The organism is Trichocoleus sp. ST-U1, assembly GCF_039961835.1.
GTDB lineage: Bacteria > Cyanobacteriota > Cyanobacteriia > Cyanobacteriales > FACHB-T130 > FACHB-T130.
On record NZ_JAMPJZ010000051.1, the window covers coordinates 1 to 14,625 of the forward strand.

Sequence of the window (14,625 nt, forward strand, 5' to 3'; positions counted from 1 at the left end):
AAAATGGTTGATACTTTGCTTGCTACTGCACTTGATTTAGTCAATCCAAAACACCTACGCAACTGGTTCACAAACTGCTGCTACTGTACTTCATGAACTTGCAATCTGCTGTATATTGATAAGAAAGGGAACTTGGTAATTAACCCAAAATTTGATTTTGCTGAATCTTTTTCTATAAGCGATCGCACTGCGTTAGCGCTGGCGGCGGTAGAAATCGGTAAAAAGTGGGGCTATATCGGCAAGAAAGGCAACTTCGTCATTCAGCCCCAGTTTGATGTTGCTGAATCTTTTTCTATAAGCGATCGCAGTGAATCAGCCCTAGGACTCGCGCCAGTCAAAAAAGACAACAAATGGGGCTATATCGATAATCGGGGAGACGTTATTGTTCCGTTGGAATTTGAGGAAGCTAAGTTTTTTTCGGAAGGACTAGCAGTGATATCCAGTAATAATAAGTGGGGCTATATTGACAAAATGGGATATCTTGTTATTCCACTCCAATTTGATTGGGCTGGGGACTTTTCTCAAAGGCTGGCGGGCATAACGATAGACACTAAGGTAGGCTATATTGACAAGGCAAGCAATGTTGTCATTCCCCCACAATTTGATAATATTTATAACTTTTCAGAAGACCTAGCAGCGGTAAAGAACGGCGACAAATGGGGCTATATCAATAAGAGTGGCAAATTCGTAATTAAACCCCAATTTGATAGCGCTCAATCTTTTTCGCAAGGGCTAGCAAAAGTTAAGATTGGCAATAAATATGGCTATATCCGCAAACCTCTTCCATAAGTTCTCATTTCTGAAGACATAGAAGAATTGAGAGTCAGTGGTCGCGGAAACTTCAGCAGAATGAAGCGAGAGCCTGGTGAGGATTTCCCCGGCTCTCGTTGCCTTTATCGGAGTGTATTTGCAAGGAAACCTATAACACGCCTTTAGAACTGGGGATCGTACCGCCACGACGGGGATCAACTTCGATTGCCATGCGGAGCGATCGCGCAAACGCTTTGAACGTCGCTTCAATAATGTGGTGCGAATTAATTCCATCTAGTTGGCGAATGTGCAGCGTCATCTGGCTGTGATTGACCAACGCCACAAAAAATTCCCGCACCAGCTGGGTGTCATAAGTCCCGACTCGCTGAGTGGGAATCTCTAAGCCATAACTCAGATGAGGACGTCCGGAAAAATCTAACGCTACCTGAACCAACGCTTCATCGAGAGGGGCGAGGAAATTCCCAAATCGGACAATTCCTTTGCGATCGCCCAGTGCTTGATGCAACGCCATTCCTAGGGTAATTCCCACATCTTCATTGGTATGGTGGTCATCAATTTCCAAGTCTCCCGTCGCGGCTACATCCAAATCAATCAGGCTGTGAGAGGCGATTTGATGCAGCATATGGTCTAAAAACGGAATGCCGGTTTTGGCATTGCAAGTGCCATTCCCGTCTAATTTGACGGTGACGATGACATCCGTTTCGCCCGTCTTGCGGGGAACCCTTGCCATGCGAGGAGACAAAAGCTGTTCAATGCTTGGAGAAGGTGTAAATTGGCGATCGCGTGCCTGCATCGCAGATGCTCACTCAAGAAAATAAAGTTAAGTTTATTATCCTACGTTACTGAGCATCTGGGAGACGCGAAAGCCTTAAAAATGCAAAATTAAAAATTAAAAATTAGCAGAATCTTTGCTTTTTAATTTTTAATTTTTAATGTTTGATTCTTTTTACATCCCCATAATCTCGTATCCCGCATCGACATACAGCACCTGACCTGTAATGCCACTTGCCAAATCGCTACACAAGAAAGCAGCCGCATTTCCCACTTCTTTCTGAGTTACAGTGCGTCGCAGGGGTGCTACTTCCTCAACGTGATGGATCATATCCAGGATGCCACCTACCGCCGACGATGCCAAAGTGCGGATGGGACCTGCCGAAATTGCATTCACGCGAATATTCTGTGGACCTAATTCAGATGCCAGGTAACGGACACTCATTTCCAATCCAGACTTGGCAATTCCCATGACGTTGTAGTTGGGGATCACCTTAACGCCGCCTAGATAAGTCAGCGTGACAATGCTGCCACCTTCTGTCATCAGTGGTTTTGCTGACCCAGCAAGTTGCACCAGAGAATAGGTACTAATTTCTAGAGCTTGGGTGAAGCCAGCGCGGGTAGTGTTGCTAAAATCACCTGATAAATCTTCCTTGTTCGCAAAAGCAAGACAATGGATCAGGATGTCTAGCTTGCCCCACTTATCGCGGATGGCGTCAAATGTAGACTGAATTTGGGTCTCATTCTGGACATCGCAGGGTAAAAATAAGCTGGGGTTGAGGGGTTCTACCAACTCTGCCACTTTTTTTTCAAAGCGGCCTCGGTCGTCTGGCAGGTAAGTCACTCCTAGATTCGCACCCGCTTGGTGCAGTTGCTGAGCAATCCCCCAGGCGATCGATCGATTGTTGGCAATGCCGGTGACAAGGGCGTTTTTTCCGGTTAAATCTAGCATAAATGTCGATTTTGAAGGCAATATTAGAGGATATCCGATTTAGGGGAGTATTCAAGATCGCGATCGCCCGGAGCAAGGCTGTCTAGTACGGGTAAGGAGCGTGCCTCCTTACTCACCATGCATCCCACCCGATAGCGCAGATACTGTCAAGATATCAACATTTTCCGTCATAATCTTACTTGCCTTGAGCAGGGAGAGAACTAAAGAAGGTAGCCGGGGAAACTACTTTAAAATTTTGTATCAAATAGCACAAAAACCGCTTGGAAGTCAGTTTATCTGTGTCTAATGTCAGAAAACTCTCATAGTTGTTTTGCTATGGTTAAAGTTCCTCCGACAGAAAGTTGCAGAAGTCTGTAGGGCAGCATTTAGGAAAAAGGAAGTGGCAGTGACGCAAGATAGACCGCTAGCAGCTGTGTTCCGTCAACTGGGAGGTGGGGCGTTTCCACCCGTGGTGGAAACTTTTGAGCGGGGCAAGACGATCTTTTTCCCAGGAGACCCGGCTGAACGGGTATACTTTTTGCTCAAAGGTGCAGTAAAGCTGTCTCGCGTGTATGAAGCTGGGGAAGAAATTACCGTGGCGCTGCTGCGAGAAAACAGCGTTTTTGGAGTACTGTCCTTAATTACAGGGCATCGTTCGGATCGGTTTTATCACGCTGTAGCATTTACGCCAGTGGAGCTGCTTTCGGCACCGATCGATCAGGTAGAGCAATCGCTCAAGGATAATCCGGAGCTATCGATGTTGATGCTGCGAGGGCTTTCTTCGCGCATTTTGCAAACAGAAATGATGATTGAGACATTAGCTCACCGAGATATGGGATCGCGCTTGGTGAGTTTTCTATTGATTCTGTGCCGTGATTTTGGCGTTCCTACCGCCAATGGAATTACGATCGATCTGAAGCTTTCTCATCAAGCGATCGCAGAAGCAATCGGCTCCACCAGGGTAACTGTCACCCGCTTACTGGGAGATTTGCGGGAGGAAAAAATGATTTCTATCCACAAGAAAAAAATTACGGTACACAACCCAGTTACACTGAGTCAGCAGTTTACTTGAAAACAGCTAGAGGCTCTCGTCAGGTTGTAGGTTAGGTTGTTGGTTAAAACGGCATGGTAGCGCGAGCAGGTTATCCAGTTTTAACATTTAGTCGGGAGTTGAGTTAAAAGGTGTCAGGTTTTAAGCGGATAGTTTTCAACCTTCCAACCTTTAACCTTTCCGATTTCACCTTCGATCTTTAATTCCTGTTAACCCTTTCTCTAGCCTGCGATGCGATAGGCTGTAACTGGAATGACTGTAGCAGACAATGACCGACAGTGCGCTCTTCCTGATTTTGTCTATTTTAGTGTTGGGAAGCGTCATCGCAACGGTAGGCGATCGCATTGGCACGCGCGTGGGAAAAGCACGCCTGTCGTTGTTCAATCTGCGTCCCCGCAAAACAGCTGTTTTGGTAACGATTCTGACAGGGCTAACGATTTCTGCCTCAACACTAACAATCATCTTCGCGACCAGCGAACAATTGCGGATTGGAGTTTTTAGACTCCAAGAAGTGCAGAAAAAACTCAAGACAGCAAGTAAGGATATTGCTAAAGCGAACGAGCAGAAACGGAAAACCGAAAGCGAACTTGCTAAAACCGCCGCCCAAAAAGAGCAAGTAGAGAAGGAACTCGCTCAAGCTCGCACCCAGCAATCTGTCGCTCAGCAGCGCTTAGATGCGATTAATCGATCTTTGGCAGCTGCGCTGGCTAAACAAGGCCAGACGGAGGCGCAACTAAATCAGACTCAAAGCGAACTGACCCGGGTTGCCAGCAGCTTTCAGCAAACCCAAAAACAGCTTACATCTGTCTCAGGGCAAGCCAAGACGCTACGTTCCGAAATCCAACAACTTCAAGCAGAACGCCAAGAACTCCTCCAGCAGCGAAATCAAGTCAGAGCTGAAATTACTGAATTCAAAGCGAAAGTGACTCAGCGCGACCAAAAAATTGCCCAGCAAGACCGAGCAATTAGCCAACGCGATGAGCAAATTCTCAAGCGGGATCAAGCCCTTGTCGAACTTGATGAGAAACTTGCTGCCTTTCGGAAGAGCCTGAGCGATCGCGACGAGCAAATTGCCCAGCGAGACAAAGCCTTATCTCTACTTGACAACAAAATTTCTCAACGAGATGAGGTGATTGCCCAGCGAGAAAATCGCCTTAAAGAACTCGAAAAACAACAAGCTTCCCTAGAGCAGGAAGTGGCAACCTTAGAACAGTATTACCAGTCTTATCAAACTTTGCGTCAGGGTAGTCTGGCACTGCTGCGCGGTCAGGTTCTGGCGGCGGGCGTTTTTCGTATTGTCGAGCCAGCCGCAGCCCGACAGGTCATTGAGCAGCTGTTACGGGAAGCGAATCGGACAGCGATTAAAGCGACCCAACCCGGTCTCAACAAGGTGGCGAACGAACGGGTCGTGCAAATTACAGAGGCACAGGTCGAGCAACTGATCAACCAGATTCAGGATGGTCGAAACTATGTAGTCCGAGTTTTTTCGGCTGGTAACTATGTCCAGGGAGAAAAGCAGGTACAAGTCTTTGCAGACGCCGCACCCAATCAAGTTGTATTCCGCACTGGTGAAGTCGTAGCAACGACATCTGCCGATCCTTCAAACATGACCGACCAACAAATTCGGCAGCGGATTGACCTGCTGCTTGGAGCATCCCAGTTCCGAGCTACTCGCGCGGGGATTTTGGGCGATACAGTTCAGGTTGGCGATAATCGAATTGTTAGCTTGATTCGGTTTATCGAGCAGTTGAAAAAGCACAATAAGCCGATTTCTCTGAAAGCGGTCGTGGCTGAGGACGCCTATATTGCCGGACCCATGAAATTAAATTTGGAGGCGGTTGAAGACGGAGAAGTTGTGGTCAGGATGTAATTTATTAGTCATTAGTGATGAGATGATGACTAATGGCAATTAACCATTTGTAAATTAGCGATTAGCCAATTCAGATGATTTTAGGGTTCGATCCAGGGCGCGATAAGTGTGGTTTAGCCGTAGTGGGGAAAGACAATTCTCTGCATTACCACCAGGTTGTACCAGCAGAAGCAGCGATCGCAACGCTCCTTGAGTTGTGTGAAAAATTTCCGATTGATACTCTAGTGATGGGCGATCAAACCACTTCCAAAAGTTGGAAAAAGAAACTTCAGCAATTTCCAACGTCGGTGCCAATTGTCCTGGTAGATGAGCGCTACAGTACATTGGAAGCACGCGATCGCTATTGGCAAATGTACCCTCCCCAAGGTTTAGGACGCCTGATTCCCCAAGGGATGCGGAGTCTACCCCGACCAATCGATGACATTGTTGCCATCCTCCTCATCGAAAGATACATGAAGCAACGAGAGACGAGGAACTAGGAAACTCTGTCATTCTTAACTTTCTTAATTTAAACTGAACTCAAAACTCAAAACTTTTAAAGTTCCGCCCGGATCGTAAACGCATAGTCCCCTCCAGGCTCTAGCTGGTAATCTTTCTGTTCTAAAAATCGACCCAGAGGTTCCTGAATTAAAGCGCGTCCCAAAGAAGGTGTCACCGACAATTGACCCTGTCGGAAACACCACTGGAACTGCCATTCATATTCTGCCGCCGTGACTTCCCCTGCTAGAAAGCCCCGTTGCCAGGAAAGATGGGTAATTCGGACGTGGGCAGTAGTTTGAGGTAAACGCTTAGAACTCACAATCGCTGTGCCGATCAAATACCTTCATTCAGCAACAATACTAAACTTATTGCGATCGCCTTCGAGATAACATCATTCTCACAGCTGATACTGAGCTGGCACGAACCGAGTAAAAATATCCCTCTGGATATGGAAAGTGCCAGACTAGATCGGTATTGACTAGGATGAAAGAAGAGTAACATCTGAGCAAAAAAGGTGCAATTTTGAGTCGTTTATCGTCTGACCGAACCCCAAATGCCAGCCAGTTCCCTTCACAAACCCCGGACGCGACAGATTTGGATCGGGAACTAGATAACGCCATTTTGAGCTTTGATGACATCCAAGCAGAACTGAATTACAAAAAGGCGCAAAATGCTCTGCGAGACTTGGTAGATAACCTGGATCTCACTCCTCAAGAGCGGACGGGACTGGAATCCGAGATTAATGATTTGGCAACGATGCTGGAGAAGCTAGATCGCTCAGTCGTCCAGATTGCCGCCTTTGGGATGGTGGGACGGGGTAAATCTTCAGTACTAAACGCCTTATTAGGTCAGAACGTGTTTGAAACGGGACCACTTCATGGCGTCACCCGCACCCATCAAGGTGCCAGCTGGCAACTGACTCAGGAGAATGAGGCGGGAAGCGTCAGCGATATCCTACGAGTCACGCTGCCGAGTGCGGGCAATTCCCAAATCGAGCTAATTGACACCCCTGGAATTGACGAAGTAGACGGAGAAACCCGCGAAACCTTAGCCAGACAAGTTGCCAGACAAGCAGACTTGCTGCTGTTTGTCATTTCGGGCGACATGAACAAGGTGGAATACGAGGCGCTATCGCAATTGCGGGAAGTCGGTAAACCGATGTTGCTGGTATTTAACAAAATTGACCAGTATCCGGATGCCGACCGGATGGCGATTTACCGCAAAATCCGGGATGAACGGGTGCGGGAATTGCTCTCACCAGATGAAATTGTGATGGTCGCCGCCTCTCCCCTGGTGGCGCAGGCGGTTCGCCGTCCTGACGGAACGAGGGCAGTGCAGCGACGACCGGGAACGCCCCAAGTTCTGGATTTGAAGCTGAAAATTCTGGAAATTTTGCACCGAGAAGGCAAGGCTTTGGTAGCGCTCAACACCATGCTGTATGCCGATGATGTGAACGAACAGATGATTGCTAGGAAGATGCAGATTCGCGATGAAAGTGCGAATCAGATCATCTGGAAAGGGGTGATGACGAAGGCAGTTGCGATCGCCCTCAACCCGGTCACGGTTGTCGATCTCCTCAGCGGTGCCGTCATCGACGTGGCAATGATTCTCACCTTATCTAAACTCTACGGCATCCCCATGACCCAGCCGGGAGCGGTGGGACTGCTACAAAAAATTGCCATCAGTATGGGCGGAATTAGTGCTAGCGAACTTTTGGCAACTTTGGGACTGAGTTCCCTGAAAAGTCTCTTAGGACTCTCCGCACCCGCAACGGGTGGGGTGTCTTTAGGTCCCTATCTATCAGTTGCCGTGACTCAGGCAGGTGTTTCAGGGGTTTCTTCTTACGGGATTGGACAAGTCACTAAGACTTACTTGGCGAACGGCGCTTCCTGGGGTCCCGATGGCCCAAAAGCCGTGGTAAGTCGCATTCTGACTTCACTGGATGAAGCCTCAATTTTGAATCGGATTAAGAATGAGTTGAGTGCAAAGTTAGTGAATTAAAACAAGCGATCGCTCTTTTTAAAAACAAGCGATCGCTTGTTTTTTATTACTTGAAATTCATCTAATTCGATTTATAAATACATCGATCAGTGCAACTGATCGATGTATTTTATTTAGCTCGAATATACTTATAATAAAATGCTTGTTTTGTGCATGTTAAAGTCATAATATAGTAATTGTATTTGTCTGACTAGACGTTGTAGTTGGAGCGCGGAGGACAATGTCCTCTGCGCGAGTTCCAGAAAAGGTACTAAAAAGCAAATCAAAATATAGATATTATAAATAAATTGTAAACTCTCTTTTTTCCAACCTCTATAGCAAAAAGAATGGAAGATAAGTCTTTATTAGATGATATTAACCAAGCTTTCTCAGCCTTCAAAAAGCCTTTGATCATCCCTATTCTTCCAAAAAAGGGAGTTATTGAGGGTGAATATTTAGCGATTCAGCGAGATTTTGGTGAAGTTTTAAAAGATGAAATGAGCGACGAGCAATGCTCAATGATGATCTGTGATTACTCGCTCATTTCGGATGAAGCTTTGTGTTACTTTCTCCCCAGGCTAGCCAGAAGTGTTTTGCAAGAGAGAGGTTTTTCAGACTTATTTTGCAGCCGAATTGAAAAAATCAATGAGATTTTCCTAAATCGAGAGCAAAAAGCTATACTGAATCGCCTTATTATTACCCTTAAAGATATTGAAAAAGAATTAGAACTAGAGGAAAAGCATGAACTAGAACAGTCTTGGGCAGACTGGGAAGAGTCTTTAGGACAAAGTCAGAATGAAAATGACAAACTCTTATTGGCTATAGCTAGAAACAATATTGATGAGGTTAAAAGCTTAATTAACCAAGGGGCTAATGTAACAGAACAAGACAAGAATGGAAACTCACCCTTAGATATTGCCAAGTATAAAGGACACACCAAAATACTTGAGTTGCTCAAGCAAGCAGGTACTAAGGAATGATGGTGCGTGAGGAACATTTGAAAAGGGTGGACACGGATGCCCACCCTACGTTTAACTGACCAAGAAAATTTGTGATTAGCGAGGCGTTTTATCTTCTTTAAAGGATGCCAGCCATTCGCGGACTTGCCCAGCTGCAACATCGCGGCTACCCAACCCGAAAGCCAAGGCGATCGCGACAGCGATCGCTCCCAATAGCAATCCAAAAGCTAAGTTAACGATATCGCTAGCAATTCCCATCTGTTGCAGCGCCATTGCTGAAACCAGGGCGATAATCGCAATCCGAGCAGTTTGTCCGAGTATCCGCGCTTGGCGAGTACCGGAACTGGTAATCAAGTTAAAGGCGAGGTTCGCGAGATACAGACCAATCGCAAACACCACCAAACCGGCGAGAATGCGACCTAATATCACCACAATGCCGCTGACCAACAGAGTCAGCGCCGGAATTTGCAGAATATTGGTTGCTGCTACTGTCGCAAACAGCATAATGCCAACCAATACCACAATCCCGGCGAGTTCTGACGGGGTGCGGGTGGGAGGCGTCGGTTCCTGAAGGATAGTTTCTTGTCCGGTAGGCGGTATCTGTGCCTCTGGAGCCGGAGGTAGAATTGGCGTGGCGCGGGTGTAAGGCTTAGATTGGAGTCCCAGCCAGTAGAAAATATTGTTGAATCCGATGCTGGTGAGGATGTTGGTGACTAACTCTGAAACAAAGTGTCCAACTACATAAGCGATGCCGAGAATCAACGCCGCTGTAAAGATTAGCGGAATCGCGTTGAGAATCTGGGTCAACATGGCGATCGCTGGAACCGAAATTGCCGCAATTCCCAAAGCATTGAGAGCAGCGATCGCGGTGGGGATTAAAATCAGAACAAAAACAATTGTCCCGATCAGCCAAGAAAGCGTTTGTCCGCCGGTTGCCCGTGAAATTCCAAATCTCGCACCCAACCGATCCGTTCCGGTTGCTGTCAGCAGATTCGTAACAATCCGCCGCACCACCTGCGCCAGCAACCAACCTGCTGCACCGATGACGATAGCCGTCAAAATATTCGGTACTGCTGCCAAAATTTGATTTAGCAGGTTATTAACCGGACCCAGTGCCTGCTGTAGCTGTAGGGCATCTAAGATCAGCGGTAAAAATAGCAAAAAGATGAACCAGTACAGAGCGTTGCCTAAGGTATCGCTCAGAGAATACTGGTTTGTCCTTGGCGTCGTACCCCCTGGCGTCGTATCCCCCGGTGCCGTACCTCCCGTTTGTTCGCCCAAACGTTCGTCTAACCGCAGCGCCCGCAGTCCCCGCGTTACCACTAGCTTTGTCAAGGTTGCCAGTACCCAGGCAATTCCTAACAGAATCGCTGCACTGACCAGTTTGGGGATGAACTGAGTAACTTGCTCTAACAGAGTGTTAAGAGGGCCAGCAACCGCTGTTAGTTTTAACGTCTGTAAACTAGCAACGATGGCAAAGAGCATAATCAGCCAGAACACCACGCTGGAGATCCATTTCTCCACAGGTGGCCCTTCTTCAGCCCCTTGGCGACCCGTAATCCAAGCTGCTAAACGATTATCGATGTTTGTGCGATTCAGCAGTCCTCGCACCGCCGCCGCCGCCAGTGAAGCCACGATCAAGCCAACGACTAACGCTAGGATCGCCTTAATCAGATCCACTAGCGAATTGCCTAGGTTGAGACCCAGCCCTGAGATAATACTGTCAACCGAAAAATTATTGGTTGCGGGAGCGGTTTCAGCCGCCGGTACGGGTGTACTCTGCGCTAACAACCCGTTCAACCTGAGTGGCACCTCTCGAAAGAGAGTGAGTGTAATTCCTTGCCAAGTTCCATTCATGGTGTTCTGAGTTAACGTCGGATGGGCAAATATACAAAAGTTACGCTGCTAAGCAGGAATCGCCAAGACTTATCCTACACGCCGATCAATTCTCTAGCTGCTGATTGGAAAATAAAAAACTGACTAAAACAGGATGAGATAGATATAGACCAACGTTCTCAGTTTTTAATCTATCTTTATAGATAAATAAGGCGAAAAAATCGCAAATATCCGACTTTTAGCGGTGCTTCCCGATTTGCGTTTCTGTAGCGTTCGCTTCCAGTAAGCTGTATAGTATGTCTCCTACTGAAGTTTTCGAGCAATCTATCCAAATCAATGCTAGTGCAACGGTGGTTGAGCGCTGCATTACCGATCGTGTCTTAATGCATCGATGGCTGAATCCGGCGTTGCGGTGCGAACCAGTCGGAGAGTGGCGAACAGATGTGGGGAGTCAAAGTCGGTTTATTATTCAAATTCCCTTATTGCAACCCACGCTCGAAACGGTGGTTGTGGAGCGAGAACCAGGGCTAATTGTCTGGGGATTTGAAGGATTTTTCAAAGGACGCGATCGCTGGGAATGTCAGCCAGAGGCAACGGGAAAGGGCACACGCCTGCTGAATCGCTTTGAGTTTGAAATTCCCAGTCCTTTCGTGCGTTGGGGTTTTAATACCTTCGCCGCTGCCTTGACGAAAGCCGATATGCAAGCTCAATTGCGACGTCTCAAACGAATCGCAGAAGAGATGGATCGCGAATAAGTAGCGAATAACTAATAGATATCTTGTTCGATTTGTGTCAGTAATTGGCGAATCACGCCAGCATCCTCCGCATTGGGAAGTATCGCTAGATAAATGTTTAAATCTTGGGATGCTTCTGACCAGCGTCCCATTTGGAAGTAGAGAAGACCGCGATCGCGCAATTCCATCGGTGCATCTGGGAACAACAGCAAAATCCGTTCCACTGTGGCAAGTGCTTTTTGTAACTCCTGGCGGTTCAGGTAAATCATTTTCAGATTTGTCAGCATCCGCGTCAAAAAGCGCCGAGAACTCACGGGTTCTACGAAAGTCGCTTGCAGTTGCACTGACTGTTGGTAAATCTTCGCAAGTCTATCTCTGCAATCTTGCTCAAACAGAATCTCGCCGCGATGGAAGGCATCCACGAAGATTCCTACATCCTCAAACTGTGGGCGAATCAGGAAATGCCCCGGCATCCCCACCCCAACCATCGGAAAATCAATGCGTCGTGCAATCTCTAAATAAACTAGCGCTAGGGCGATCGGGATGCCAGTGCGCCGATCGATTACATCATTTAAAAAGCTATTGCGGGGATCGTAATAGTTCTCGTTATTTCCAGTAAAACCTAAGTCGTCGTAAAGATACTGATTGATAGTTTGAATCACCCGCAGGGGATATCGTTGGGCAGGTAGGCGTTCTTGTATCTCCGCTGCCATTGTATCGAGGGCATTGAGGTATTCATCCGGGTCGAGGTCTGGATATTCTTCCTGAGCAATGTCCAGAGCAGCTTTTGCCAGATTAATTTGCTCATCTGGCTGATTAATTTCCTGATAAAAGGATAGGCGACCCAGTGGCAAGTTCATGGCAATTCAATTGTTTAGCGAAACTCTTCCTCTGATTGTAGAAAACAACGTGCTATCTCGCTTGTAACTAAAGGATAATTAGTAACTTAGCTGTGCTAGCCATCTAACTACAAATCGGTGAGCAGCCTTGCCTTTCTAAGAATAAATGTTAGTACGGTTTCTTCCCTAGAAATAATCTCTGCGGCAATTTCCATTCCTGGTTGAATCGGATAGGGGCGATCGCCTTTGATCAGATTTATTTTTTCTGGCTGGATGGTTACTTCGTAGGAGGGCGGAACCGCAGGAGCGTTGGCGTTATTATTTTCAGGCGCGATCGCATCGGGTGCGATCGCGCTCACTTTTCCGGAGAGAGTTCCATAATCGGGATAGGGATAGGCAGAAACCCGCATTTGTACCTTTTGCCCAACCGCCACTTTCCCGATATCCTGAGCCGCTACCCGCGCTTTCACGATGAGTGGCGTGTTGCTGGGAGCAATTTGAGCAATTGGTTCGGCTGCACGCACCACCTGAGAGGCATTTCGCAGTTCTAGTTTGAGGATGGTGCCAGATGCTGGAGCACGAATCACGCTTTTTTGCAGTTCCATCCCGATTTGTTTGAGTTCGCGGGTGTCGCTGTTGAGTTGATTTTGAATTTCAATTTGACGCTGAATCAGGGTTTTTCGTTCTTTGTTCAATGTTGCTAAGGTAGATTCACCCGTTGCTCTTTCTTGAGCGATTCGCTCGTTAGCAATTACTACGGGTGCCGCACTGGGATTAAGCATGGCTTTTGCCCGTTGTAGTCTCGCTTGCGCGGCTTTGAAAGCTTCTTCTTTTTCCTTGATTTGCAGTTGAGCGATCGCGCCCGTATTTGCTAGCTGTTGATATTGATTCATCTGCACCCTTGCTAAATCCACAGATGCCTGTGCTTCTTGCACTTCTGCCTTCGTTGTAATTTGCTTTTCTTGATAGTCTCGTTGATTGCGACCCAGATCCGCTTGCGCTGAGGCAATGTTGCGATTCATCAAGTTCCACTCTGCCTTTTGCTGGCTGTCAAGGGCACTGATTTGAGCTGCGATTTGACTCAGTTGCTGTTGGTTATTCTGGATATTGCCTTGCAGTTGGCTTTTTTTCGTCTGGAGTTGGGAATTATCCAAGATAGCGATCGCATCCCCTTGTTTCACGACCTGATTTTCTTTCACAGAGATGCTTTTAATCGTTCCTTCTGTTGCAGCTTGCACGATTCGCAGCTCACCTATAGGACGCACAACGGCAGCAGCTTTAACAGTAATGTTGTACTGCGTATAAGCGGCAAGCATCACAGCTACCCCAAAAGTACCGACTAAAAACAATCCCCCTAGCGTTGTCCATCGGCTGATGGGAGGAAGAAATTCGTCGCTAGAGACTGGGCGGAGAAAGTCGGGGTTGCTGTCACTAAGCATGATTGTCCCATTCAGTGAATGAGTGTTCTCTACTATGATTGCATTTACTTTAAATAAAATTTAATTTCTTTGCCATCGTTTAAAATTTGAGCAGTTAATCGCTTTTTCCTAGCGCAGCCTGTTGTCTGAAATTTACACAATACTTTTTGTTGATTTTTTAAAATTATTAAATTAATTAGGAGTCGCGTTGGTTGAAAGCGTGTTTGTTTTGATGTAAAACCCTACCTCAGAGGGGTACGGTCATTTAAGCTACCGAGTAAAACTCTAATTAGTTAACAACAATACACTTGAAAATTTAGGAGGATTTTATGCCCCATCCCTTTGATCTAGCGCTTTCCGAACTGGGAACGGTGGAGTTCAATCTTCTAGAAGAACTCACGGATGAGGAAGCTGCCACCATTACAGGCGGTTTTCACACACCCACGACACCTGGCAGCATACCGATTGGAGGGAATGTTGTCACTCCACTGGAAGTTAACGATGAGGGGGGGTATTTTATCACCCTGTGGCTTGGTGAAGAAGGTGGTTATGTAACGATCCCAGCGACACTCCCTGAAGACGGAGGCAACGGACTGCAATAACCTTATTGAAAGTAATGTCCGATTAACTTTTTTTCCTGAAATCATTGATTATTAAGGCAAAATTGAGCTGGTTCTTCAGGTAGAATCAATGGAATTGGGGCACTTTTTAAAGAAAAGCTGCAATTCTATATTCTTTTGTAAGTAGTCTCTAGAGCAGTTTTGCTCTATCGCATCTTTTTTATTTTGCCTAAAGGACGGAACTGGAATCTGCAAGGCATCAAAAACGTGTTTTGGAAGAAATTTTCTGTGATAAGAATCCTTCATTAAAGGATTCTTACCAGCAATAGATTTTCAAAGGAATGCGATGAGTACCTTGCGATCGCTCTTTTCAAAAATGCTGCGTTTATTACTTGATGGCAAAGAAAAACTCGTGGCTTGAGCCT

14 protein-coding genes are annotated in these 14,625 nt (G+C 46.7%); 8 read left to right on the forward strand and 6 right to left on the reverse strand.

Features of this window, described 5'->3' with window-relative positions:
• Positions 1–114 precede the first annotated feature (114 nt).
• Entirely contained in the window at positions 115–789 is a 675-nt protein-coding gene (locus NDA06_RS17480; protein WP_347277076.1) for a WG repeat-containing protein, read from the forward strand.
• A 130-nt stretch (positions 790–919) separates the two neighbouring features.
• Here NDA06_RS17480 and hisB read toward each other — a convergent pair whose 3' ends face one another.
• Positions 920–1,564, reverse strand: a complete 645-nt coding sequence (gene hisB / locus NDA06_RS17485; RefSeq protein ID WP_190532581.1) for an imidazoleglycerol-phosphate dehydratase HisB — start codon at positions 1,562–1,564, stop codon at positions 920–922.
• 153 nt (positions 1,565–1,717) lie between these two features.
• Positions 1,718–2,494, reverse strand: coding sequence for an enoyl-ACP reductase FabI (fabI, locus tag NDA06_RS17490; RefSeq protein WP_190409994.1), 777 nt, complete (start codon positions 2,492–2,494; stop codon positions 1,718–1,720).
• A 379-nt stretch (positions 2,495–2,873) separates the two neighbouring features.
• On the opposite strand from fabI, the gene ntcA reads away from it, so the two are divergent.
• The 3 genes from ntcA (at position 2,874) to NDA06_RS17505 (ending at position 5,873) form a co-directional block, all read left to right on the forward strand.
• A complete protein-coding gene (gene ntcA, locus NDA06_RS17495) occupies positions 2,874–3,545 on the forward strand; it encodes a global nitrogen regulator NtcA (RefSeq protein ID WP_190409995.1) in 672 nt (223 codons plus the stop codon).
• Between the two features lie 247 nt (positions 3,546–3,792).
• A complete protein-coding gene (locus NDA06_RS17500; protein WP_190409996.1) occupies positions 3,793–5,394 on the forward strand; it encodes a DUF3084 domain-containing protein in 1,602 nt (533 codons plus the stop codon).
• 74 nt (positions 5,395–5,468) lie between these two features.
• On the forward strand, positions 5,469–5,873 hold the full coding sequence (locus NDA06_RS17505) for a pre-16S rRNA-processing nuclease YqgF (RefSeq protein ID WP_190527203.1): 405 nt from the start codon (positions 5,469–5,471) through the stop codon (positions 5,871–5,873).
• A 56-nt stretch (positions 5,874–5,929) separates the two neighbouring features.
• Here the strand turns inward: NDA06_RS17505 and NDA06_RS17510 are convergent, their stop codons facing one another.
• Positions 5,930–6,193: a DUF3146 family protein gene (locus tag NDA06_RS17510; RefSeq protein WP_190409998.1), complete on the reverse strand. Its 264-nt coding sequence runs from the start codon at positions 6,191–6,193 to the stop codon at positions 5,930–5,932.
• Between the two features lie 275 nt (positions 6,194–6,468).
• On the opposite strand from NDA06_RS17510, the gene NDA06_RS17515 reads away from it, so the two are divergent.
• Both NDA06_RS17515 and NDA06_RS17520 read left to right on the forward strand, forming a co-directional pair.
• On the forward strand, positions 6,469–7,875 hold the full coding sequence (locus tag NDA06_RS17515; RefSeq protein ID WP_242033884.1) for a GTP-binding protein: 1,407 nt from the start codon (positions 6,469–6,471) through the stop codon (positions 7,873–7,875).
• A gap of 326 nt (positions 7,876–8,201) precedes the next feature.
• Positions 8,202–8,834 (forward strand): ankyrin repeat domain-containing protein, encoded by a 633-nt coding sequence (locus tag NDA06_RS17520; protein WP_190410000.1) that lies wholly within the window; start codon positions 8,202–8,204, stop codon positions 8,832–8,834.
• Positions 8,835–8,909: 75 nt separating this feature from the next.
• On the opposite strand, the gene NDA06_RS17525 is transcribed toward NDA06_RS17520, so the two are convergent.
• Complete coding sequence (locus NDA06_RS17525) at positions 8,910–10,670, reverse strand: mechanosensitive ion channel (RefSeq protein WP_190667076.1); 1,761 nt, start codon at positions 10,668–10,670, stop codon at positions 8,910–8,912.
• Positions 10,671–10,945: 275 nt separating this feature from the next.
• Between NDA06_RS17525 and NDA06_RS17530 the strand changes: the two genes are divergently transcribed.
• A complete protein-coding gene (locus NDA06_RS17530) occupies positions 10,946–11,404 on the forward strand; it encodes an SRPBCC family protein (protein ID WP_190429347.1) in 459 nt (152 codons plus the stop codon).
• A gap of 11 nt (positions 11,405–11,415) precedes the next feature.
• Here NDA06_RS17530 and NDA06_RS17535 read toward each other — a convergent pair whose 3' ends face one another.
• The gene (locus tag NDA06_RS17535; protein WP_190410003.1) at positions 11,416–12,243 is read right to left on the reverse strand and encodes a SirB1 family protein; all 828 of its coding nucleotides are present in this window, start codon (positions 12,241–12,243) and stop codon (positions 11,416–11,418) included.
• A gap of 107 nt (positions 12,244–12,350) precedes the next feature.
• Positions 12,351–13,661, reverse strand: coding sequence for an HlyD family efflux transporter periplasmic adaptor subunit (locus NDA06_RS17540; RefSeq protein ID WP_190675715.1), 1,311 nt, complete (start codon positions 13,659–13,661; stop codon positions 12,351–12,353).
• Between the two features lie 308 nt (positions 13,662–13,969).
• Between NDA06_RS17540 and NDA06_RS17545 the strand changes: the two genes are divergently transcribed.
• Entirely contained in the window at positions 13,970–14,242 is a 273-nt protein-coding gene (locus tag NDA06_RS17545; RefSeq protein ID WP_190429349.1) for a hypothetical protein, read from the forward strand.
• Positions 14,243–14,625: the final 383 nt, after the last annotated feature.